Origin of the sequence: Snodgrassella sp. W8132 (assembly GCF_016100865.1) — a bacterium.
Lineage (GTDB): Bacteria > Pseudomonadota > Gammaproteobacteria > Burkholderiales > Neisseriaceae > Snodgrassella > Snodgrassella alvi.
This window is the reverse complement of the sequence record NZ_JACFRQ010000001.1, coordinates 165,255-186,192: the sequence shown is the minus strand read 5'-3', so window position 1 is coordinate 186,192 and position 20,938 is coordinate 165,255. Positions and strand designations below refer to the sequence as shown.

General features: G+C 39.9%; 20 protein-coding genes and 1 tRNA gene. 13 read left to right on the top strand and 8 right to left on the bottom strand.

Going from position 1 to position 20,938, the window contains the following annotated elements; genetic code table 11:
* Positions 1-7: 7 nt before the first annotated feature.
* On the bottom strand, positions 8-316 hold the full coding sequence (rplU, locus tag H3U82_RS00870) for a 50S ribosomal protein L21 (RefSeq protein ID WP_198208746.1): 309 nt from the start codon (positions 314-316) through the stop codon (positions 8-10).
* Positions 317-564: 248 nt separating this feature from the next.
* Between rplU and H3U82_RS00865 the strand changes: the two genes are divergently transcribed.
* The 3 genes from H3U82_RS00865 (at position 565) to H3U82_RS00855 (ending at position 2,430) form a co-directional block, all read left to right on the top strand.
* On the top strand, positions 565-930 hold the full coding sequence (locus tag H3U82_RS00865; RefSeq protein ID WP_174830557.1) for a serine hydrolase: 366 nt from the start codon (positions 565-567) through the stop codon (positions 928-930).
* 402 nt (positions 931-1,332) lie between these two features.
* Positions 1,333-2,307 (top strand): polyprenyl synthetase family protein, encoded by a 975-nt coding sequence (locus H3U82_RS00860; protein ID WP_174832091.1) that lies wholly within the window; start codon positions 1,333-1,335, stop codon positions 2,305-2,307.
* A 48-nt stretch (positions 2,308-2,355) separates the two neighbouring features.
* Positions 2,356-2,430 (top strand) — tRNA-Arg (locus H3U82_RS00855).
* A gap of 33 nt (positions 2,431-2,463) precedes the next feature.
* Here the strand turns inward: H3U82_RS00855 and H3U82_RS00850 are convergent.
* From H3U82_RS00850 to H3U82_RS00830, 5 genes are all read right to left on the bottom strand, one after another.
* Positions 2,464-3,519: a nucleoid-associated protein gene (locus H3U82_RS00850; RefSeq protein WP_198208745.1), complete on the bottom strand. Its 1,056-nt coding sequence runs from the start codon at positions 3,517-3,519 to the stop codon at positions 2,464-2,466.
* A gap of 58 nt (positions 3,520-3,577) precedes the next feature.
* Positions 3,578-4,741 carry a sugar transporter gene (locus tag H3U82_RS00845; protein ID WP_198208744.1) on the bottom strand — a complete coding sequence of 388 codons (1,164 nt, stop codon included), beginning with the start codon at positions 4,739-4,741 and terminating at the stop codon, positions 3,578-3,580.
* An 861-nt stretch (positions 4,742-5,602) separates the two neighbouring features.
* On the bottom strand, positions 5,603-6,247 hold the full coding sequence (gene ptuB, locus H3U82_RS00840) for a retron Ec78 anti-phage system effector HNH endonuclease PtuB (protein WP_304944956.1): 645 nt from the start codon (positions 6,245-6,247) through the stop codon (positions 5,603-5,605).
* Positions 6,248-6,260: 13 nt separating this feature from the next.
* On the bottom strand, positions 6,261-7,889 hold the full coding sequence (gene ptuA, locus H3U82_RS00835; protein ID WP_025331265.1) for a retron Ec78 anti-phage system effector ATPase PtuA: 1,629 nt from the start codon (positions 7,887-7,889) through the stop codon (positions 6,261-6,263).
* A 2-nt stretch (positions 7,890-7,891) separates the two neighbouring features.
* Positions 7,892-8,830, bottom strand: coding sequence for a retron St85 family RNA-directed DNA polymerase (locus tag H3U82_RS00830; protein ID WP_025331266.1), 939 nt, complete (start codon positions 8,828-8,830; stop codon positions 7,892-7,894).
* Positions 8,831-9,275: 445 nt separating this feature from the next.
* Between H3U82_RS00830 and H3U82_RS00825 the strand changes: the two genes are divergently transcribed.
* On the top strand, positions 9,276-10,982 hold the full coding sequence (locus H3U82_RS00825) for a formate--tetrahydrofolate ligase (RefSeq protein WP_198208742.1): 1,707 nt from the start codon (positions 9,276-9,278) through the stop codon (positions 10,980-10,982).
* Between the two features lie 505 nt (positions 10,983-11,487).
* Here the strand turns inward: H3U82_RS00825 and tal are convergent.
* Entirely contained in the window at positions 11,488-12,543 is a 1,056-nt protein-coding gene (tal, locus tag H3U82_RS00820; RefSeq protein ID WP_198208741.1) for a transaldolase, read from the bottom strand.
* Positions 12,544-12,749: 206 nt separating this feature from the next.
* Between tal and H3U82_RS00815 the strand changes: the two genes are divergently transcribed.
* From H3U82_RS00815 to H3U82_RS00780, 8 genes are all read left to right on the top strand, one after another.
* Positions 12,750-13,724, top strand: coding sequence for a KpsF/GutQ family sugar-phosphate isomerase (locus H3U82_RS00815; RefSeq protein ID WP_198208740.1), 975 nt, complete (start codon positions 12,750-12,752; stop codon positions 13,722-13,724).
* Positions 13,725-13,765: 41 nt separating this feature from the next.
* On the top strand, positions 13,766-14,299 hold the full coding sequence (kdsC, locus tag H3U82_RS00810; protein ID WP_198209937.1) for a 3-deoxy-manno-octulosonate-8-phosphatase KdsC: 534 nt from the start codon (positions 13,766-13,768) through the stop codon (positions 14,297-14,299).
* Entirely contained in the window at positions 14,296-14,880 is a 585-nt protein-coding gene (gene lptC / locus H3U82_RS00805) for an LPS export ABC transporter periplasmic protein LptC (protein WP_037392710.1), read from the top strand. Before kdsC ends, lptC begins: the two co-directional genes overlap by 4 nt.
* Positions 14,861-15,364, top strand: coding sequence for a lipopolysaccharide transport periplasmic protein LptA (lptA, locus tag H3U82_RS00800; RefSeq protein ID WP_038648995.1), 504 nt, complete (start codon positions 14,861-14,863; stop codon positions 15,362-15,364). The genes lptC and lptA overlap by 20 nt, the downstream gene beginning before the upstream one ends.
* Positions 15,365-15,373: 9 nt before the next feature.
* Entirely contained in the window at positions 15,374-16,117 is a 744-nt protein-coding gene (gene lptB / locus H3U82_RS00795; RefSeq protein WP_078475710.1) for an LPS export ABC transporter ATP-binding protein, read from the top strand.
* Between the two features lie 6 nt (positions 16,118-16,123).
* Entirely contained in the window at positions 16,124-17,500 is a 1,377-nt protein-coding gene (rpoN, locus tag H3U82_RS00790; protein WP_198208739.1) for an RNA polymerase factor sigma-54, read from the top strand.
* A gap of 64 nt (positions 17,501-17,564) precedes the next feature.
* Complete coding sequence (hpf, locus tag H3U82_RS00785) at positions 17,565-17,903, top strand: ribosome hibernation-promoting factor, HPF/YfiA family (protein ID WP_198208738.1); 339 nt, start codon at positions 17,565-17,567, stop codon at positions 17,901-17,903.
* A gap of 191 nt (positions 17,904-18,094) precedes the next feature.
* Positions 18,095-18,298 (top strand): glycine zipper 2TM domain-containing protein, encoded by a 204-nt coding sequence (locus H3U82_RS00780; RefSeq protein ID WP_025331276.1) that lies wholly within the window; start codon positions 18,095-18,097, stop codon positions 18,296-18,298.
* 63 nt (positions 18,299-18,361) lie between these two features.
* Here the strand turns inward: H3U82_RS00780 and H3U82_RS00775 are convergent, their stop codons facing one another.
* A complete protein-coding gene (locus H3U82_RS00775; protein ID WP_025331277.1) occupies positions 18,362-19,927 on the bottom strand; it encodes a TerC family protein in 1,566 nt (521 codons plus the stop codon).
* Between the two features lie 277 nt (positions 19,928-20,204).
* Here H3U82_RS00775 and yihA point away from each other — a divergent pair, with 277 nt between their 5' ends.
* Positions 20,205-20,852: a ribosome biogenesis GTP-binding protein YihA/YsxC gene (gene yihA, locus H3U82_RS00770; RefSeq protein WP_198209935.1), complete on the top strand. Its 648-nt coding sequence runs from the start codon at positions 20,205-20,207 to the stop codon at positions 20,850-20,852.
* Positions 20,853-20,938 lie beyond the last annotated feature (86 nt).

Genomic DNA, 20,938 nt, shown 5'->3' with positions numbered 1-20,938 from the left:
CACTCAATTAGGCAATCGCCACGATTTCAATCTGGGTAAAATTCTGGCGGTGACCCTGACGTTTCTGATAGTGTTTACGACGACGCATTTTAAAAATACGTACTTTATCGTGACGGCCATGTGCAACCACTTTAGCGGTTACTTTAGCGCCCTCAATAAAAGGCATGCCCACTTTCACCGCTTCACCGTCAGCAATCATCAAAACTTCATTCAGTTCGATCTGGCTGTCGAGTTCTGCTGGTATCTGTTCTACTTTTAATTTTTCGCCAACGGCAACTTTATATTGTTTACCGCCGGTTTTTACGACCGCGTACATACTCAACTCCAATAGGAATTCAATTAAAAAACAAAAATTAAATTTCCGCAAAAAACGGAATTTGCGATTATATCAACGCATGATTTTACTGTCAAAACAATAATAAATATCTCATGGCATATATAGCTCAGATTAGTTAAGTCAATTAAAAATTAAGCCCTGCCGAAAGCTATTTATAGTGTCGCCGGGCATATGCAAGACTCGTTACATTCACAGACTGGTTACAGCCAAAGCAAGCCGCTCAAACTATGACATTAGATGTCTTAGATGGCGTATTAACTGCTGTCACTCAACAATCATTAGAGGAAATAATAAAAAACAGCATAACCATTCCCTTAAATATGACAAATACCGGTTTTACCTTACCGGATAATCACCAACCGGTTACTCACTATCATAATGCTTTATCGCAGCCACTCCCCATGCCAAGCCCTTATTGCATGCAATTAGATGAATCTTGGAATAACTGGATTTTATCCTATAATCCGAAACGCATATTTAATCCTGAAACCTATCATTCAGGCAGTTCCGGCACGGTTGGTAATCCACCTGATTTTATGCAATTTATTTTAGCATTAACTTCTTTAAATAATGCTTTAAGTTCCGCTAAATGAATGGATAAAATGGCGAAGTACTACATAACTGATTTATATTAATAATTTACCATACCCAGACTTGAGCTGAATTATTCATTGTCATAAAATTTGCTCTCCGGTCTACCGTACAAACACACAAAAATACTTTACAAGTATTGCAGCATAACTGCTAACCAGCTGCCGGATATACTACCATTTCTGACGGATGCACCGCTTTGAGCATAGAATTTCTGTTCCGGCCTGTGTATATATCAGCATAATTTACCTGACCGATTCACATTTGCATCTTTATTAACCCAATCTAACTTTTCTCATTTCCCAAATGAATTTCAAGTATAATAATACACAAAAGTGCCCGGCAGTTTCGGGGACACATGGCTAAAACACATCATCATTACCAGTTGCAGAAACACTAAACACATGCTTGAGAACCTGCCTTATTTCCAGAAACACCTGCCTGAAGACTTAAACCGTGTTAATGCGGTAATCAACCGTGCTGTTGAATCCGAAGTTGTCCTGATTTCACAAATAGGCCAGTATATTATCAGTGCCGGCGGTAAACGCCTGCGCCCGATAATTACCATCCTTGCCGGCAAAGCTCTGGGCTATACAGAAGACCCGCTTTTTTCACTGGCCGCCATGGTGGAATTTATCCATACCTCCACATTGCTGCACGACGATGTAGTGGATGAAAGCGACCTGCGCCGCGGCCGGGAAACTGCGAATAATCTGTTTGGCAATGCCGCTGCTGTACTGGTGGGCGATTTTCTCTACACACGAGCCTTCCAGCTGATGGTTGGCTCCGGCAGCCTGCGTATTCTCGAAGTGATGGCAGAAGCCACCAATATCATTGCTGAAGGTGAAGTCATGCAGCTGATGAATATTGGTAATATTGATGTCACTGAAGAACAGTATTTACAGGTAATCGAATACAAAACCGCCAAACTTTTTCAGGCAGCGGCACAGGTAGGTGCCATACTTGCCAAGGCTACAGAACAACAGGAACTGGCTTTAAAATATTACGGTACATATCTGGGCTCAGCTTTCCAGATTATCGATGATGTACTGGATTATGCCGGTGATGTAGAAACCATTGGTAAAAATGTCGGCGACGATCTGGCTGAGGGCAAACCTACCCTGCCGCTAATTTACCTGCTTAATCAGGGCAGTGCTGCGGCCAAAGCCGATGTACGCCATGCTCTGGAACACGCCGACCGCAGCTATTTCAACAAAATTCACGATCACGTAATCAACTCTGATGCACTGGCTTATTGCACTATGCAGGCAAAAAAAGCCGTAGATGCCGCAATTAACTGCCTGAATGAGTTACCGGTTAATGAAACCACCCAGGCTATGCGAGATTTAGCCTTGGCATCTTTAGCCCGAATCTCTTAAAATAGCGGGCTATGGCAGATTTCAGCCATAGCCCTGTTTTTAAAAAGTCTCGCCGTAGTTCAACGGATAGAACACATGCCTCCTAAGCGTGCGATACAGGTTCGATTCCTGTCGGCGGGACCACTTATCAGACTTAACTGCGCAAGCTTTTAATCATCAGTTTTCTTCCTGATAATAAATCTTATAAAACTTACGTCCGTCTTCATCCCGTCCTTTTTCAATCATATCTTTACCACCGTGGATATAGATATGAAAATTTTTATCCAGCTTCACCACGCTTTTAAAATATTTCTCCTGCTTTTTTACCGCTTTGGGAGAAATAGCAAAGCTTTTAACCGGTTCTAATTGATTTTCCTGCGCATAATTCTGGCTGAAATCCTGATATTGCTGAATCAGATCATCATTTGCAAAAACCCGCTGCTCAAACTCCTGCAAATCAAACTGCTCATTATTTTTAAAATAATCAACAGACCTGTTCAGCAAACCGATTTTTTCTGATTTACTCTCCTCATCATCAGCATCCATGGTCTGAGCAATAAATTGCTTGGCTGTTTCCATAATCTGAGTAGTCTGATGATATTCATTATTAACAGGTCTGATACTTAAAAAATCTTCAGTCCAGTATTTGGCCTCTGCATGTTTGTTGGTATTATCCACAACAGCAACCAGATAGCCCTGCTCTGAATGCAGATTAAAAATCAGACAGCCTTTATCCAGCTTCTGGATGCTTAATCCTTCAATATCAGCTAAATCATAACCATTCTGCCGGTCTTCAACTTTCAGAATTTTTTGCTTGTTTTCTGATTTAAAGATGCCAATACAATCCACTACTTCATCATCTACTGTACAGTCGGCAAGATAAAATACGCCCAATTCACCGGGCTTAATTTGCGGATGATTACTTTTATCATACAGATAACGCCCCATGTTTTTAGACTGATTAATAAAATCATCAATATCTGTATGCTCAAACATGGCTTTGATAATGGTATAAACCGGATTGAGCTCTAAATCAGGAAAAAAATGAAACTGATACAACTCATCAAATTTAAAATTGGAAGTAATTAATTTATTAAGTGTTTCTTCCACATTTTCATAATTACTTAATTTATCACACAGCCGCACACCATCCGCAGTACTTTTATTGCCAATACTGTGTATGATCAATCTACTAATATTTCCAAGAACAAATTTCGGCATAGATTCAAACATTCTTATAATCAATAAACAAAATTAATAAGCGCTGGTTATACCCGCGCTTATTTGCTTTTTACCAAGCTTTTCTGGATAACAAGAAAAAAAGTATTAACGCGAGGAGAACAAAAATAGCACCAACCAACCCAATATAATGAGTTGACAGTTTCACTAATACCTGGCTGCCGACAAAGGCTCCTCCACCGATACCTATATTATAAATGCCTGAATAAACAGATGTGGCAATGTCAGTCGCATCAGGGGCTGCATCAATCACTTTACTTTGCATTACCATACCAATAATAGTAATGGCTAATCCCCATATCACGCCTTGTATCATCGCGGTGTAGAGACTAAAGGAGCTAAAATAGAGTGATAATAAGCACGCCATCAATAATATCACGGGGACAACTAATATCGCTGTCGGATATTTACATGCGTATCGAGTAAAAATAACACTACCAATCATGCCCGAAAATCCAATAACCAATAAGAGATGGACAACAATTTCCTGACTGAATCCGCCCACTTTCATCATAAATGGCGTGATGTATGTATAGGCAGTAAAATGCCCTGTGATAATAATAGCCGTTAATAAGTAAATATTGAGTAAGGCCGGGCGTTTTAACACTTTTGGCAGATTTTTGATTGAAATGGTATTTATACTAGGAACTTTAGGAAGTAAGTAAATCAATAAAACTAAAATACCAAAGGCAATGCCACCAATACATAAAAACGTGACACGCCAACCGACTAATTCCCCTATTTTGGTACCAATAGGAATTCCGAGCACCGTTGCCATTGATGTGCCAACTACGATAAAACTCATTGCTTTGGCTTTTTTGCCATTCGGCGCCAATTGAACAGCTAAAGGCGTGGTAATAGCCCAAAATACAGCATGTGCACAAGCGATACCAATACGAGCTGTCATTAAGCTATAAAAATTCCAGGCAAAGCCAGCTAATAAGTGGCTGCCGATAAATAAACAAAACAGCAAAATAAGGAGTTTACGACGCTCCATTCTGGATGTTAATACGGTTAAGGGTAAGGATAGTAATGATACTGCCCATGCATATATCGTTAATAATAACCCTGCATGAGCGACATCCATCGAAAAGCTTTCTGCAATATTAGGCAGTAAACCAACCGGTACAAATTCGGTGGTATTGAAAATAAATCCGGCAAAAGCTAAACAAAGAATCGACGACCATATCTGAGAGCGCTTTTTAGCATTGTTCATGATTTTACTTAACGACGGGATAAATTAATTGTTGGTAATTATAACTGGAGATTAACCATTAAAAGCTCAATTGGTATGCTAGTATTAACGCCACCAATCAACTTATCAATTAATTAAAATTCAGTAATTTATCCTAATCACTTAGTAATACATAATTTTTAAAATTGTTGGAAACAAATTTTGTTGTCAATAACTATTGAATCAATAAAGGAATTAATTAGATTAAATATTATTTTTAACATTAAAAATAATATTTATTTACACTAAATAAAGAAAGCAGTTTAAAGAGTTTCAAGTGAGCTAATATAATTGAGAGGAAGGTCATATATTAGCTCCTTTGTGCTATTATGATGTTAATTGACTACGCACATATGCAACCATATCTTTAGGAAAATAAATAAAGCGGTGCAGAGGTCTATCGTCAATATTTTTTTATGCTACCGCTGCTGCTTCAAAACACCAATAGCCAACAAAAAGAACAGCAATCATGTGAATTTTTTTGTTGATTTAGTTGTGGCTCTAGCACTTATGCTCAACTCTTACGAACTGCCGTCGGCAGGGTAGCTTTTCTTATTATTTCTTGCTGGAGCTGAAAAGGTAAACTTAGTTCGGCATACATTAGCATATTTACGGTAAAGTTCTTTGATAGGAATGCCAGCTTCAGCTTCTTTTAAAATGGAAATTCTCTTTGAAAATACCATTGAAAATGTTCTATTTTCTTGTTATACCATTTTAGGAAATAGTTACATTCGATTCTTATTAGCCGGAAAGTAAAATCAAGCTTTTCTAAATTTTCAAATAATCTTTTACCTCAATAAAAATATTTAAATTAAATAAAAATTTAAAATAAACTATGCAATGCTATTTATTCGGATCAGCACAATATAGAGAATCAATAAACGAAGGGAATTCAAACTGATCCATTTGTCTAAATAAATTTCCTAAAAATTCAGGATTGTCATTATAATCCTGGCTATTGAGCATCTGTGTAAAGAAATTACCAATTTTTTTTCTTCTATTAACTAAATTAATTTCATTCAAATTGAAAACTCTTATTGTTTCTCCTGCTTTATGTGCATCTCTACAATTTAAATCTGACCTAACCCTAATTTTCCCATTCAATATGTAAGTAAAATATTGTTTTGGATTATAAGTTTCAATATCAGGTTTTATTAGATGATTTACATCATAATTCTCTGTTTTAGAATTATCTTTATGTTTCCCACAAGTATTTTTATCGTTACAGGAAAGAAAAAGATTATTCCATTCCAATTCATTCTTGGGAAATTGATGACGGCATTTAAAATGTTCTACATGATAGTTTTTTTCTTCTTTTCTTAATTTACATTCACAATAAGCACATAATTCTTCCTGCATGCTATAGAGCTCTTCTGCAATTATGTTATAAGTATCGTGATCATTTCTTTTCAATTCATTCCATGAAGAATATTTTTTTCTAGCGCTTTCCAACGCTTGCGGTTCCCGAGTACGCTGTATATATTTCATAATCAATTATATTTTATCTGAATTTATTTTTCGCAATCAGTTTTCTAAATTGAATTAATCTATCACAATTTAACATTTCTGGATGTTTATCCCCAAAATGTTTTTTTAGGCTATCGTACAATAGCTCTGCCTCAGGGGTATTATATTTATCTTCTTGTATATACTGTTGTAATTTATTTAAATCATTAGATTCCTTTACATCAGGAATAGAGTATGTTCCCATAATTCTTTCCAAAATATCAGAGCTCATTACTCCTCTTGTTTGCAATTCTGGCTGCTGCACATCATAATCATCATTAGCTAATTCTATTAATTGTCTAATTTGCCTTTTATAAACAGTTGAAAGTACCTGCGGGCTATGTGTTGTGACAATAAATTGAATGTTAGGAAAAATTTTAGTTAGATTAATTAGTATTTGCTGCTGCCATTTAGGATGTAAATGTAATTCTATCTCATCAATAAGTACAATACCTTGACCATTTAATGGATTTTCTAGATTAGGATTCAGAACTAACAGACGATAAGTTAAATCTGCAACTATACCTAAAAATGTTCTTTGACCATCAGATAATTGATTAATATTGATTTTTTTTTCATTTATATGCACATAGATTTCATCGACACCAGATGATATATCTACATATATCTCTTTTATTTCTGGTATACATTCAGTTATGGCTTTTTGTAATGTTTTAATCTTATCTAGTGCATTATTTTTTTCTGCGTTTAAGTTTACATCATCAACTTGAAAGTGTTCTTCTAACAGACTCAATAAAGAAGTTGCATTCTGACCTTGTTTATGTAGAATTAGTTTAATTTTTTTTTCTAAAAGACCGTTTGCATCATTTGAATGGATATTTTTTCCTTTTTTGTACAAATAAATAAACCATTGTTTAAAATCAATAAATTTAATTTCATTTTTTAAACATTGATTATAAACATCAAATCGATTTTCTCGATCTTTTATTTGTTCTGAAGTACGGTCAAATTCTCCTATAAACCGTTTAGCTGAATAAAATATAAATAATGGCAAATTAATTAATTGCTGGTTATTGATAACCCGCCATATACCAGCTAAAAACTTTAAATCGCTGACTGAGCTATCCTTTTTCTCACTCATTCCTTTAATTGCTCGCGCAATGGAGCCACTACACCGTTGTTCTCCAAATTTAAAATTAGTTTGTATTTCTCCATAATCTTCTGCTTCATTTTTAATATCACTATAACCAATTCGGTCACCATTAGCATTTTCTTTAATTAAACCTGCCACAATCCAACTTAAAGATTTTGCTATACATTCTAAAATGGTAGTTTTACCAGAGCCATTTTCTCCAATTATGACGGTTAAATCCCGTTCAAATTTTGTTTTAAAAGAATGAAATTTTCTTATATCTTTTAAAACCAAAGAATCTAAAATAAATTGATTTTTAGGGCTTATATAATCATTAGTATTATCATGTTTTTGTGTTGTGGTTTCTAAAAATTCAACACATTTCTGAAAATAATAATTTTTTTTCTCAATTAAATCAGATGATTTAGATAGTAATGATAGCTCATATAATTGGAAAGTGGAAAATATATTTCCATTCTCAGAATTTTGTTTCAAATTTCGTAAAGAACTAGTATTACCCATACTTTGCATACCTATTCCTTCATAATATTTTTTAGTACTTCATAACCATATTTATGCGCTAGTGAATGTATAAAACTAATTTCTACACTCTTACAAAAATTCAATAAACCTTTCAAATATTGTATATCGTCCTTTTCTAACTGTGTATATTTATATTGATGTACTAATGCTCGTATATATCTTTTTCTTTGTCTTCCTAGAGATAATTTATTATCATTTGTAATAGTAATACCAGTTATATGCCTATTATGTGCTTTGGAAGAAAAGATTGTTTTCGAGTTATTTACCCTCAATTTATTATTAAATAGATTTTTTAAATTTTTATTTACTTCAGCTGGGATTGTATAAAGTATATTCTTTTTATTTGTTGAAAATGTTAAGTCATCTGCATAACGGGTATAATTAACTTCAATACACACGCAATATTCTTTTATTAATTCATCAAATCGATACATAACAAAATTTGAAATTAAAGGTGAACTAGGCGCGCCAATACTTAAAATCAAATTTTCCTGTTTTGTTTTTTTTATATTGGGATCCCAAAACAAAAGTCTAGAAAATAATAATTTTTCATCTTTATCTAACATATCTGAATTGGCACTTTCCCACTCACTCCAGAATAAATCAGGGGTAATAGAATTGAAAAAATTCTCAAAATCCATTTTTAATAAGTAGGAATTATTTCTATGAATTTCTGCATTTTTTTGAATGTTTTTGTTTTTCTGATAAGCCATAGCACAATCATGTACTGGTAAGTATTGGGTAAAAAGATTAGTAAATTGACGCTGATATTCTTTTAATTGTTTAGTAGGCTGTGCAATTGTTCTATAGCCATAAGTTCGTTTAAGTATTTTGTAAACTTTATACATTTTAGGAGCGTTTAGCAGAAATTCTTGCAGATTTTCAACAGATAAATCCAGACTTTTTGCATATTTAGTTATATTTTTCATTTTCACGCACCTAATATAAATAAGTACAAAAAGCCCATAAGCAATAATACTCTGGGCTTTTAATCTTTACTAAAGGAAGCGAAATAAACAGTTTCGAATGAGAAACTGGTTATTTCGCAACCAAATCCACACAATAAATTTGAGTCCGGCTAAACACCAGACTAGACAATAAAGTCTGTAACGCTAAAGATTAAATTTATAATATATATATTGTTATATTTTATCAACTATTTTTAAGCTTCTCTCAATTATTTCTTTATTTAATCAGAAATATATGTATTAGTTTATAAGACAAATTTGTAGCAGAAAGACATAATTTGTTAAAGTAAGGGTTAGAAGGTTTTATATAACATATACTTTATTAAAAAATTCTTTAATCTTTAAAAGCTATAAAAGTTAATTTATTCCTGTGTAAAAACTAAATTTCATAATAAGGAAATTTCATATGGCTTCTAGCCCAACACTACTCCCCATCACCGAAATTGCCCGCAACAGCAGCATTCCCGAACAATACCTTATTCCTTACGGCCATGAAGTAGCCAAAGTAGATTTGAAGGTGATTCAGCCGGATAGCAAACAGGGCAAGCTGGTGCTGGTGTCGGCCATTACGCCAACACCACTGGGAGAAGGTAAAACAGTAACCACTATCGGGCTGAGTCAGGGGCTGAATTTTATCGGTAAGAAAGCGATTGCCTGTATTCGCCAGCCCAGTCTGGGGCCGGTATTCGGGGTAAAAGGCGGGGCAGCCGGCGGCGGTAAGGCACAGGTTTTGCCGATGGAAAAGCTGAATCTGCATTTAACCGGTGATATTCACGCTATTACAGCGGCTCATGATCTCGCCTCTGCAGCACTGGATGCACGCTTATACCATGAAGAACATCTGGGCGAGGAGTTTACGGCACAAACCAAGCTGCCGCGGCTGAATATTGATAAAAACCGGATTGTCTGGAAACGGGTAATCGACCACAACGACCGTGCATTGCGCCGGATTAAAGTAGGTGTGGGCGGTGGTGTTAATGGTGTGGAGCGTGAAGACGGATTTGAGATTTCTGCTGCGTCCGAATTAATGGCGATTCTGGCGCTGGCGACGGATTTACAGGATATGCGCCAGCGTATCGGGCAGATTATTCTGGCTTATGATACTCAGGGCAATCCGGTTACGGCAGAAAAACTTCAGGTAGCCGGTGCGATGACGGTGTTACTGAAAGATGCGATTAATCCGAACCTGATGCAGACAGCAGAACAGACCCCTGTACTGATTCATGCAGGACCGTTTGCCAATATTGCTCATGGCAATTCTTCAGTGCTGGCGGATATGGTCGGTCTGCAAGTGGCGGATTATGTGGTAACAGAAGCTGGTTTCGGCTCTGATATGGGCATGGAGAAATTCTTTAATATTAAATATCGCCAGACCGGGGTGGCGCCTTCATGCGTTGTATTGGTAGCCACGGTACGCAGTCTGAAATCGAATAGCGGCCGGTTTAATATTAAGCCGGGTCAGCCGTTACCGGCAGAAGTTACTCAGTGTAATGTTGAGCTGCTGGCTGAAGGCAGTGCTAATCTGGGCTGGCACATTCAGAATGCGAAAAGCTATGGCCTGCCTGTGATTGTGGCTATTAACCGCTTCCCGTACGACCATCAGGAAGAGCTGGATTTTGTACGCCAGTATGCGCTGGAACACGGTGCCTGCGCATGTGAAATCAGTGATGCGTTTACTCAGGGTGGTGCGGGTACTCAGGCTCTGGCTCAGCATGTGGTCGCTGCCTGCAATCAGGAAAATTCGGTTACTCTGCCCTATGCTGACAATATGCCGCTGCCGGAAAAAATTCAGACCATGGTGAAGAAATACGGAGCACGTCAGGCTAATCTGTCGGCACAGGCTATGCAGAATATTGAAGAAATCAAACTGCTAAAGCTTGATCATTTACCGTTATGCATGGTTAAAACACCATTATCTATCAGTGCAGACCCGAATCTGAAAAATGTTCCGACAGATTTTGATGTTGAAATTGCCCGTTTACAGGTATCGGCCGGTGCGGGCTTTATCCGTGTATATGCGGGTAATGTGATGACTATGCCGGGGCTGGGTACTCTGCCTGCTTATCAACAGATTGATATTGATGCTGAAGGTAATATTGTCGGTTTACATTAAAATTTAACAGAGCCGCCGGTCGGTTGCCGTCTGAGTGAAAATTCATGCTTATGCCACAAGAGTTTTATGCTTTTGTGGCATTTTTATGTATATTAGTCTGAATTCAGCAGCCATGAACATCTGAGCCTTGGATAAAGATTATGGCTTATGACCAAAAGCTGGCTGCAATACCGATTATAAGGTTAAGATTAATTCAGCGCGGCTTATATGGTATTTTTCTGATTATTATTTATGTTTAGATTATAAATTATAGTTGTTATTATTAATTTTAAAGTTGAAAATCATTAAATATAAATTTAAAAATTAATTTATTTATCTATACATTAAATTATCAAGTGTTATTTATCATTTAAATTAATATTTTTTAAGTTTTATATTACAAATGTATTTTCAATATGCTTTTTTTAATCTAAAATTATAAAAAGCTTACCGATTATTCTGATAAGTCTAACCGGTAAGCCACAATTCAAATTTCCGTATGTCTGTTGTGTTTTATTTATTCCGTTTAAACCAGAGGTTGCAGTAATGCATCGAATGCATCCACAAACTGTTGTAAGCCTTCTTGCTGCAAGCGCACTGCGAGGGATTCAAGATTAATACCCAGCTTCTGAATTTCAATCAGTACGTTTTTAGCCTGCTGCACATTCTGTGTCAGTGTGGCATTAGCATGTCCATGATCGATAAAGGCATTAAGCGTGTTGGTTGGTACGGTATTAATGGTGTCAGCACCAATAATATTTTCTACATAGCAAACATCGGAATACGCCGGATTTTTAGTCCCTGTGGATGCCCATAGCAAACGCAGTGGTGCTGCCTGCTGTGCTGCCAGATCGGTAAATTCATGGCTCTGGATAAATTCCTGCCATTCAGCATAAGCTGTTTTGGCCAGTGCAATGGCGGTTTTACCCTGCAAAGATTCCGGCAGAGTAATGTCCAGAGCGCTGTCAATGCGGGACAGGAAAAAGCTGGCGACTACCTGAATACGGTTAACCGGCAGATTTTGTGCCAGACGCTGGCGAATGCCGGCAGCGTGTGCCTGCCATGCTTTGCTAAGCTGGGTTTTAGAAAACAACAGGGTCAGGTTAACATTAATGCCCTGTGCAACCAGTGTGGTTAATGCCTGTATTCCGCTGTCTGTTGCTGGTACTTTTATCATGACATTGAGCCGGTTAAGAACTTCCCATAGTCGCTGGGCTTCGGTAACGGTAGCATGAGCATCATCGGCCAGATCTGGCGCCACTTCAAGGCTAACAAATCCGGCTTTACCCTGACTGCGTTCATACAAGGGCAGACAGACATCACATGCAGCCTGTACATCGGCTACGGCCAGTTGTTCATAACGCTGTTTGGGGGACAGTGGCTGTTGTTTTAGCTGGTTAATTTCATTCTGATAAAGTGTATCGCTGGCAAAGGCTTTTTGAAAAATGGCCGGATTGGAAGTCACGCCACTGATACCCGCCTCAAGCATGTGTGCCAGTTCACCTGACTGAATCAGGTTCCTGGAAAGATTATCCAGCCAGATTTGCTGCCCCAATGTATTGACTTGTGCTAATACGGCCATATTATTTCCTTATAGTAAATATACGTTAGATATGTTTTATTAAGGTTAATCAATCGATTAAACTGGTTATTCATGAATTATGGATTACTCTAACGAGGATGGTGTAATTTGACAAGTTCCGAAGCAAACAAAATAACCGGTATCAGGTTATAATCCGGTTAAATTTATTGTGTTTTCGTTTGCTTATTATTACTGCTGATGATGTTATGAATTTACAGGATAAATATTTAGGCTGGGGTAAAGAAGTTTTTGCTATTGAAGAGCAGTCGATACGTGAAGTTGCCAATAGTCTGGATGAGCATTTTGCTGAGGCGGTAACCACCATTCTCGACTGCTGCGGACGGGTGATTATCACCGGTATGGGCAAAAGCGGGCATATCGGGCGTAAGATTGCCGCTTCGATGGCGTCTACCGGCACACCGGCTTATTTTGTACATCCGGCTGAAGCAGGACACGGCGATCTGGGTATGATTGTTGATGGCGATGTGCTAATAGCATTATCCAATTCTGGTGAAAGCGAGGAAATTCTGGCGCTGATACCGGCCATCAAACGTAAGCATGTGCAGTTGATTTGTATAACTGGTAAAACCAGTTCAAGCATGGCGAAACATGCGGATATCCATTTATGCGCACATGTATCACAGGAGGCCTGTCCGTTAGGGCTGGCTCCAACATCCAGTACGACGGCGGTAATGGTATTGGGTGATGCACTTACAGTGGCACTGCTGCGTGCACGCCAGTTTACACCTGAGGATTTTGCGCTGAGCCATCCTGCCGGCAGTTTGGGTAAACGCCTGTTATTAACAGTGGCTGATGTTATGCATGGCGACCAAGATATGCCTCTGGTACAGGAAGATACGCCTTTGCGTGAAGCCATTGTTACTATGAGTGAAAAAGGTTTGGGAATGCTGCTGGTAGTCAATACTGCCGGAGAGCTTTGCGGTTTATTTACAGACGGTGATTTACGCCGTTTATTTCAGGATAACCAGCAATTAAAGGAATGGCTGATGGTCGATGTAATGGGACATACCCCTAAAACCATCACTGCCGGCCGGCTAGCGACGGAAGCCCTGAAAATCATGCAGGAGAATCATGTAAACGGGCTGGCAGTAATTGATGCAAATAATCGTCCGGTTGGTGCACTGAATATGCATGATTTATTACAGGCACGGATTGTTTAAATGCGTGAGAATGTTATGACTGAGGAATGCCGATGAATACGATGATGTCTGCCAGTGCGGTGGTTGAAGCTGCCCGGAAAATCAGGCTGTTTATTATGGATGTAGACGGTGTACTGACTGACGGTCGTATTTTTATCCGTGATAACGGCGAGGAAATCAAAGCGTTCCATACACTTGACGGCCACGGATTGAAGATGTTGCACCGCCACGGCATTCAAACGGCAATTATTACCGGACGCGATGCACCTTCTGTCGGTATCCGGGTACAGCAGCTTGGCATCGGATATTATTTTAAAGGTATTTCGGATAAACGCAGCTGTTATCGGCAATTATTACAGCAGCTTGGTTTAGATGAGCAGCAATGTGCTTATATCGGCGATGATGTCGTAGACTTACCGGTTATGAAACATTGCGGGCTGGCAGTTGCAGTACCCGGTTCTCATCCTTTGGTGTTACAGCATGCTGATTATGTTACTCGTGCGCCCGGCGGATCCGGTGCAGTACGTGAAGTCTGTGATTTATTACTGGATGCACAGGGCTTTCTGGCTCAGGATATGGCGGAGTATCTGGCATGAATGTGATTCGCAGCCGCAGTAACTGGGCATTTCCGCTGATTCTGGCAGTAGCCCTAGGCGGCATAAGCTTCTGGCTGGACCGGATTACTGATATCAAGACAGTGGAAGTTCCTCTGAATCCGAAAGAGCCTAAATATGTGATTAATTTAATCGACGGTGAACGGTATGATGAGCACGGCCAGTTAAGTGAAACTATTCACGCTACTGCTGCCCGGCAGTTTCCGCAGCAAACTGTTATTTATATTGATAATCCCAATATGGGACTATATAAAAACGGTGCTGAACTTTATCGTATTAAGGCCAATACCGGACAGTACTATACCGACAGCCGCAAGGTAGATTTACTGGGACAGGTAGTCTGGAACAAAAATCCGGTGGGAAATGAACCGGCAGGACAGCTGGAAACCAGTGTATTACATGTTGATACACAAACTCAGGTAATCAAAACTGATGCACAGGTTTCTTACCAGTATGGTATATCTCACGGTACATCACAAGGTTTCGAATACGACAAACAACGCGGCTTTCTGAATTTACCCGCACGCGTAAAGGCAATTATTTATGACCCGCACTCTCATTAACGGCAAAATTTTAGCAGTCTTTTGTCTGCTTGCCGGCAGTATGCATGCATGGGCACTGGAAAGTGACCGGCAGCAACCTATTCAGATTGAAGCCGATCAAGGCTCTCTGGATAAACAGAATCAGACAACCATATTTACCGGTAATGTAAAAATGCGGCAGGGCAGTATGTATATGAATGCAGCCCGTATCACTGCGCATAAGGATAATGCCGGTAACCAGACAATTATTGCTGATGGTAAGCCTGCTACGTTTGGACAACAGCTGGAAAAAGACGGCATGGTAACCGGTCACGGAGATAATGTACATTATGAAAGCCTGAGCGGTATTGTTACGATTACCGGTAATGCTCAGGTAAACCGTGGTGGTGATATGGCACGCGGTGCAGTAATTGTTTATAACACCAATACTGAGGTTTATACCGTTAAAAGCGCGCCTAAAGGCCGGGTACACGTTATTATCCAACCGCAACAGAAAAAGAAATAATCCATACTCATGAATGTAATGCCTACTGTGCCGCCAAGTCAGCTTCGTGTCAGCGGCCTGAAAAAAAGTTTTAAACAGCGTCAGGTAGTTAACGATGTCACACTGGAAGTCAACAGTGGCGAAGTAATCGGACTGCTTGGTCCGAATGGTGCCGGTAAAACCACCAGCTTCTATATGATTGTAGGCCTGATAGCGGCTGATAGCGGCAATATCATGCTAGATGGGCAGGAAATTACTCATCGTCCGGTTTATGAGCGGGCTCGTCTGGGTTTGGGATATCTGCCCCAACAACAATCAATCTTCCGTAAAATGACAGTAGCCCAGAATATCAATGCTATTCTGGAAATTAATTATCCGCCGGAAAAACGAGCCGAACAGCTGGAACTGCTACTGGCCGACCTGCATATTGAGCACTTGCGCAACAATGTTGCACGTTCCCTGTCTGGCGGTGAACAGCGTCGAGTCGAAATTGCGCGGGCACTAGCTATCAATCCACGTTTTATTCTGCTTGATGAACCGTTTGCCGGCGTTGATCCGATAGCATTGATTGATATTCAGAATCTGATTTCTTTCCTGAAACAGCGTGGTATCGGCACACTGATTACTGACCATAATGTACGTGAAACCCTGCGCATCTGTGACCGTGCATATATTATTAATCAGGGTAGTGTACTGGCTTCCGGTGTACCGGAAGAGCTGGTTAATAATGAACAGGTACGCGCTGTTTATCTGGGTGAGCATTTCGAGTATTAACTGCTTATGCAAAGGCCAGCTACTCATCTCCGACTCAGTCTTACAACCCGCCTTAGTCCGAAGCTGCAACAATCGCTACAGGTGTTGCAGCTATCTACGCTGGAATTGCAGGAACTGGTAGCTGGCTGGTTGGCGGATAATCCTTTTCTTGAGGAAGTAGAAAATACATCTGAAGACAGCTTTTCTGATACTCAGTATGTACAGCCGCCACAGCTGGGTATTATGCAAGCCGAAAGTGATGTCTGGGACACGATTGCCGACAATCCTGATATGTATGAATTGCTGCGCCGGCAGGTATGTGAATACGATCTGGATGACGTTACGGCAGCACAGGTGTATTTTCTGATAGAGAATCTGAATGAGCAGGGTTATCTGGACAGCAGTTTAACTGATCTGATAGAAAATGCACCGCTGGAATGGCGGCTGGACGAAACAGAGCTGGCACAGGCGCTGACGATTCTGCAGCAGTTTGAGCCTACTGGTGTTGGTGCTCGGAATTTACAGGAATCCCTGTTACTGCAACTGGATAATCTGTCTGACGAATCTGTCGATAATGATGAAATTCATACCTGCGCGCGCTTACTGATTAGCAAACACTTTGGTCAGTGGCTGAGTACCCATCAGTTTAAACAACTTTGCCGGCAATTGCCCCAGTTTTCTGCAAACACACTTGAAACAGCCTGTAAACTCATTGGCGCACTGAATCCTTATCCCTGTTACGGATTACCTGATCGTAATGGTATTCTGTCTATACGCCCTGATATGGAAGTTTATATCAATAAAAGTGGTAATTGGCAGATACGCCTTCTGCATGATACTTTTCCTCAGCTGAGAATAGAACCCAGTGTCGAAGAGTGGATAGAGCAAAAAAGCACAGAGATGGATACTATGTGTAAAAACAAATGGCAGGAAGCACAAACGTGTCTTCACAGCTTGCAGATGCGTAAAACCACTCTGCAACGTCTGGGCGAATGGATTTTGCAGCAACAGCAGGATTTTTTCAATTTTGGTTCTCTGGCGCTGGCTCCTTTAACTATTAAAGAAACAGCTCAGGCTCTCGAACTGGCAGAGAGTACTGTTTCACGGGCAATCAATCAGAAATACCTGACCTGTTCACAAGGTGTTTTTCCTCTACGCTATTTTTTCAATCAGTCTGTTGCAGCAACGGATGATGGAACAGGTAACAGTCAGACAGCAATTAAATCACTTCTGCAAAGTATAATTAACGGAGAAGACCCGCAACATCCCTATTCTGATACACATTTGGTAAATCAGCTGGCTAAGCAGGGTATTAATCTAGCCCGGCGCACAGTTGCAAAATATCGTGAGGACTTGAAAATTCCTCCGGCGCACCAACGTAAAGTACAGTACAGTAATCATTAATTTTCAGTTAACTTTCATAAAATTTATCCTGTTTTTTCCTAAACCCTTTAAAAAGGATCAGGCTATGAATCTTAAATTTATTGGACAGAATCTTGATGTTACCGCAGCTCTGAAAGACTACACACTGAATAAACTGGAGCGCATTATCCGTCATGCCGATCAGGTCATCAGCGCAACTGTCACTTTCTCTGTATTTAAAGTACAGAAAAAAGCTGAAATTGATTTGCATCTTTCCGGTAAAGATATCCATATTGAATGTCTGGAAAATGATATGTATGCTGCTATCGATTGTCTGATGGATAAACTGGACAGGGCTGTGATTAAATATAAAGAAAAAAGGCAGCCTTCACACCAGACACCCGAAATATGTACTGACACGGATACTGCTACTGAACTTGAATAATCGGCAGATATTTTGAATACATCTGTAAAATGCATTTGTGATTTTGATTGCAGTTTTTTACTAAACTGCTTTGCTAAAGGTATATAATTAACTTTGAAATAATATTTTATTTGTAGTTAAATAGTTTATAGGTAACGTATAAATATTAATTAACACGCAATTCTTTATTCTGAATAGAAAGAGGTATTAACATGAAATCAAGTCTAAAAACACTGGCTTTAATAGCTGCAGTAGCTGCTTCTCTCTCTGCCTGTGCTGATATGACCCCAGCTCAGCGTAATACTGCTGCCGGTGTAGTAGTAGGAGGTGTGGCTGGTAATCTGTTAGGTAAAGATACCGGTGCTACTTTAGGCGGTGCTGCGCTGGGTGGCGTTATCGGTAGCCAGATTCAATAATCAAATTAGTTAACGAAAAAAGCCTGCTGTTATCAGCGGGCTTTTTTATGGCTATCAACCGGATTATTCAGATTCCGGCTGTTCAATTTTACTGATACGTACCCGTTCCAGACGGTGCCCGTCTTTGTTCAATACTTCAAAACGGTAACCGGCATAATCGATGGTATCTCCGACATCCGGAATATCCTGCATTTCTTCCATAATTAATCCGGCTACAGTATGGTACTCAGCGTCTTCCGGTAAAGTAGGCAAATGCAGGTGCTGAGCCAGAATGGCATACTCAAGACTGCCGTCTACAGTAACGCTATGATCGGCATTTTGCTGGATACTGGGTGCATCGGCACGTTCATACTCTTCCGGAAAATCACCGGCAATGGTTTCCATTAAATCTTTCATGCTGACCAGTCCGAGTACAGCGCCAAATTCATCAACTACCAGCGCAATATCAGCACTTCGCGAACGAAACAACTCCATAGCATCTAGTACGGTGCTGCTGTCCGGTAAGACCAGTGGTTGCCGTAATGCAGCCTGAATATTTAATTGCTCTCCGCTTAATAACTGGTTAAGTAAATCTTTTTTATTTACAAATCCCAGTGGCTCATCAATTCCGGCTTTTCCTACTACTACCAGTCGTGAAAATGGTGTGCTTTGTAATTGTTGGCACTGCTGCTCACGTGGCTGAGATAAATCCAGACGTTCAATATCACTGCGCGGTGTCATGACACCCATTATCGGACGTTCGGCCAGAGTAAGCACGCTGCGAATCATGGATTTTTCATTTTCTTCAAAATGTTCGTCATCATCAGTTTGCGTACCATTTTTAGCCAGCTCTTTTTCACGCAGTCCCATCATACCCAGCACGCTGTCAGCGGTACGGTAACGCCAAGAGCGACCAATCATATCGTTACGACGGGTATTCCGGGTAGAAATCTGATTAAATATCTCGATCAGAATAGAGAAAGCAATAGCGGCATACAGATAACCCTTAGGTATTTCAAAGTGTAAACCTTCAGCAATCAGGCTGAACCCTATCATGAGTAAAAAGCCCAGACACAGCATCACTACTGTAGGATGGCGATTTACAAACTCTGTTAATGGTCCGCTTGCCCAAATCATCATTGCCATAGCAATAATTACGGCCAGCATTGCCACTGTAATGTGTTGCACCATGGCGACAGCGGTAATGACTGAATCAAGTGAAAATACCGCGTCAAGCACGACAATTTGTAATACCACACTCCAGAAACTGGCATAAACGGAGACATTGGTAATTGACGCCATAGCAGTATGCCCTTCCAGCCGTTCATGCAACTCAGTTGTTGCCTTATAGAGCAGGAAGAGCCCGCCGCCAAACATAATCAGATCTTTAACTGAAATGGCAAAACCGCTGATATGTACAAATGGCTTGGTCAGGGTAATGATAAAAGACATCAGTGCCAGCATCAGAATGCGGATCAGCACTGCCAGAGACAAACCAGCTATACGGGCATGGTCGCGCTTTTTCGGACTGGCTTTATTCGCCAGTATAGCTACAAATACAAGATTATCGATACCCAGAACGATTTCGAGAATTATCAGGGTAATCAGCCCTACCCATGTGGCCGGTTCTCCTAACCAGCTAAAATCCATTTTCTTTTCCTATGCGTTAAATACAAACAGGCAGCCTGCTACATGAGCAAGGCTGCCTGAAATCAGAGAAAAACACGTCTACATGCAACAATACAACTGCCCGAGACCCCGTCTTCCATCTGAAAGTTTCCTTAAAATAATCTTAATTGCAGTTTAGCAGTATAAAACAAAAAATCAAGTGCCCCTAAGTTAAAATCAGCGTTAACATCAGTAGCTAAATCCGGATTAAGCTTAAAAACATGGTATGCTACTACCTTACTATTTTTTTTATGTATCCATGAATCTGTTTCGTCACGCCTGCTTTTATACTACCGTTAATCATCTGAAAGACCTGCCCGCAACCAGTGCAGAAATTGCTTTTGTCGGCCGCAGCAATGCAGGTAAATCAAGCGCAATCAATACACTGACTAACCATACTCGTCTGGCCTATGTATCCAAAACTCCAGGCCGTACCCAGCACATTAATTTTTTTGAACTGACTAATGGCGGGTTTATGGTGGATTTACCCGGTTATGGTTACGCTCAGGTACCTGAGGCAATTCGCAGACATTGGGTGACACTGCTGGGCGATTACCTGCAGACACGAAAGCAACTGATCGGGCTGATTCTGATTATGGATGCCCGCCATCCTCTTAAAGAGCTGGACAAACAGATGCTTGATTTTTTTGCGGTAACCCAGCGCCCTGTTCATATTCTGCTCTCCAAGGCAGATAAATTATCAAAAAATGATCAGATTAAAACCTTGGCCAGTGTTAAAAAAGCGCTACAACCTTACATTGCCCGCCAGCAAGTTACGGTACAACTGTTCTCCAGTCTGAAAAAGCAAGGTATAGATGAGGTCAGTCAAATTGCCACTGACTGGTTTACCCGGCAAACTAATCTGATAACAGACGCGGAAAAACCAGACCAGAGAACCACAGATTAATAGTTATCTGTTGCACTATGCATCTGCCAGGCTAAAACCATATCGATATTGAAATTTAAATAGTAGCAGTTTACATACAACTACAA

Excerpts from the sequence above, each read along its gene's own strand:
- H3U82_RS00775 (WP_025331277.1), bottom strand. The coding sequence starts at position 19,927 with ATGGATTTTAGCTGGTTAGGAGAACCGGCCACATGGGTAGGGCTGATT.
- H3U82_RS00860 (WP_174832091.1), top strand. The coding sequence starts at position 1,333 with ATGCTTGAGAACCTGCCTTATTTCCAGAAACACCTGCCTGAAGACTTA.
- H3U82_RS00845 (WP_198208744.1), bottom strand. The coding sequence starts at position 4,741 with ATGAACAATGCTAAAAAGCGCTCTCAGATATGGTCGTCGATTCTTTGT.
- rpoN (WP_198208739.1), top strand. The coding sequence starts at position 16,124 with ATGCAAAGGCCAGCTACTCATCTCCGACTCAGTCTTACAACCCGCCTT.
- H3U82_RS00865 (WP_174830557.1), top strand. The coding sequence starts at position 565 with ATGACATTAGATGTCTTAGATGGCGTATTAACTGCTGTCACTCAACAA.
- ptuB (WP_304944956.1), bottom strand. The coding sequence starts at position 6,247 with ATGAAATATATACAGCGTACTCGGGAACCGCAAGCGTTGGAAAGCGCT.
- ptuA (WP_025331265.1), bottom strand. The coding sequence starts at position 7,889 with ATGCAAAGTATGGGTAATACTAGTTCTTTACGAAATTTGAAACAAAAT.
- H3U82_RS00815 (WP_198208740.1), top strand. The coding sequence starts at position 12,750 with ATGAATTTACAGGATAAATATTTAGGCTGGGGTAAAGAAGTTTTTGCT.
- H3U82_RS00830 (WP_025331266.1), bottom strand. The coding sequence starts at position 8,830 with ATGAAAAATATAACTAAATATGCAAAAAGTCTGGATTTATCTGTTGAA.
- H3U82_RS00825 (WP_198208742.1), top strand. The coding sequence starts at position 9,276 with ATGGCTTCTAGCCCAACACTACTCCCCATCACCGAAATTGCCCGCAAC.
- yihA (WP_198209935.1), top strand. The coding sequence starts at position 20,205 with ATGAATCTGTTTCGTCACGCCTGCTTTTATACTACCGTTAATCATCTG.
- lptC (WP_037392710.1), top strand. The coding sequence starts at position 14,296 with ATGAATGTGATTCGCAGCCGCAGTAACTGGGCATTTCCGCTGATTCTG.
- lptA (WP_038648995.1), top strand. The coding sequence starts at position 14,861 with ATGACCCGCACTCTCATTAACGGCAAAATTTTAGCAGTCTTTTGTCTG.
- lptB (WP_078475710.1), top strand. The coding sequence starts at position 15,374 with ATGAATGTAATGCCTACTGTGCCGCCAAGTCAGCTTCGTGTCAGCGGC.
- rplU (WP_198208746.1), bottom strand. The coding sequence starts at position 316 with ATGTACGCGGTCGTAAAAACCGGCGGTAAACAATATAAAGTTGCCGTT.
- tal (WP_198208741.1), bottom strand. The coding sequence starts at position 12,543 with ATGGCCGTATTAGCACAAGTCAATACATTGGGGCAGCAAATCTGGCTG.
- hpf (WP_198208738.1), top strand. The coding sequence starts at position 17,565 with ATGAATCTTAAATTTATTGGACAGAATCTTGATGTTACCGCAGCTCTG.
- kdsC (WP_198209937.1), top strand. The coding sequence starts at position 13,766 with ATGATGTCTGCCAGTGCGGTGGTTGAAGCTGCCCGGAAAATCAGGCTG.
- H3U82_RS00780 (WP_025331276.1), top strand. The coding sequence starts at position 18,095 with ATGAAATCAAGTCTAAAAACACTGGCTTTAATAGCTGCAGTAGCTGCT.
- H3U82_RS00850 (WP_198208745.1), bottom strand. The coding sequence starts at position 3,519 with ATGTTTGAATCTATGCCGAAATTTGTTCTTGGAAATATTAGTAGATTG.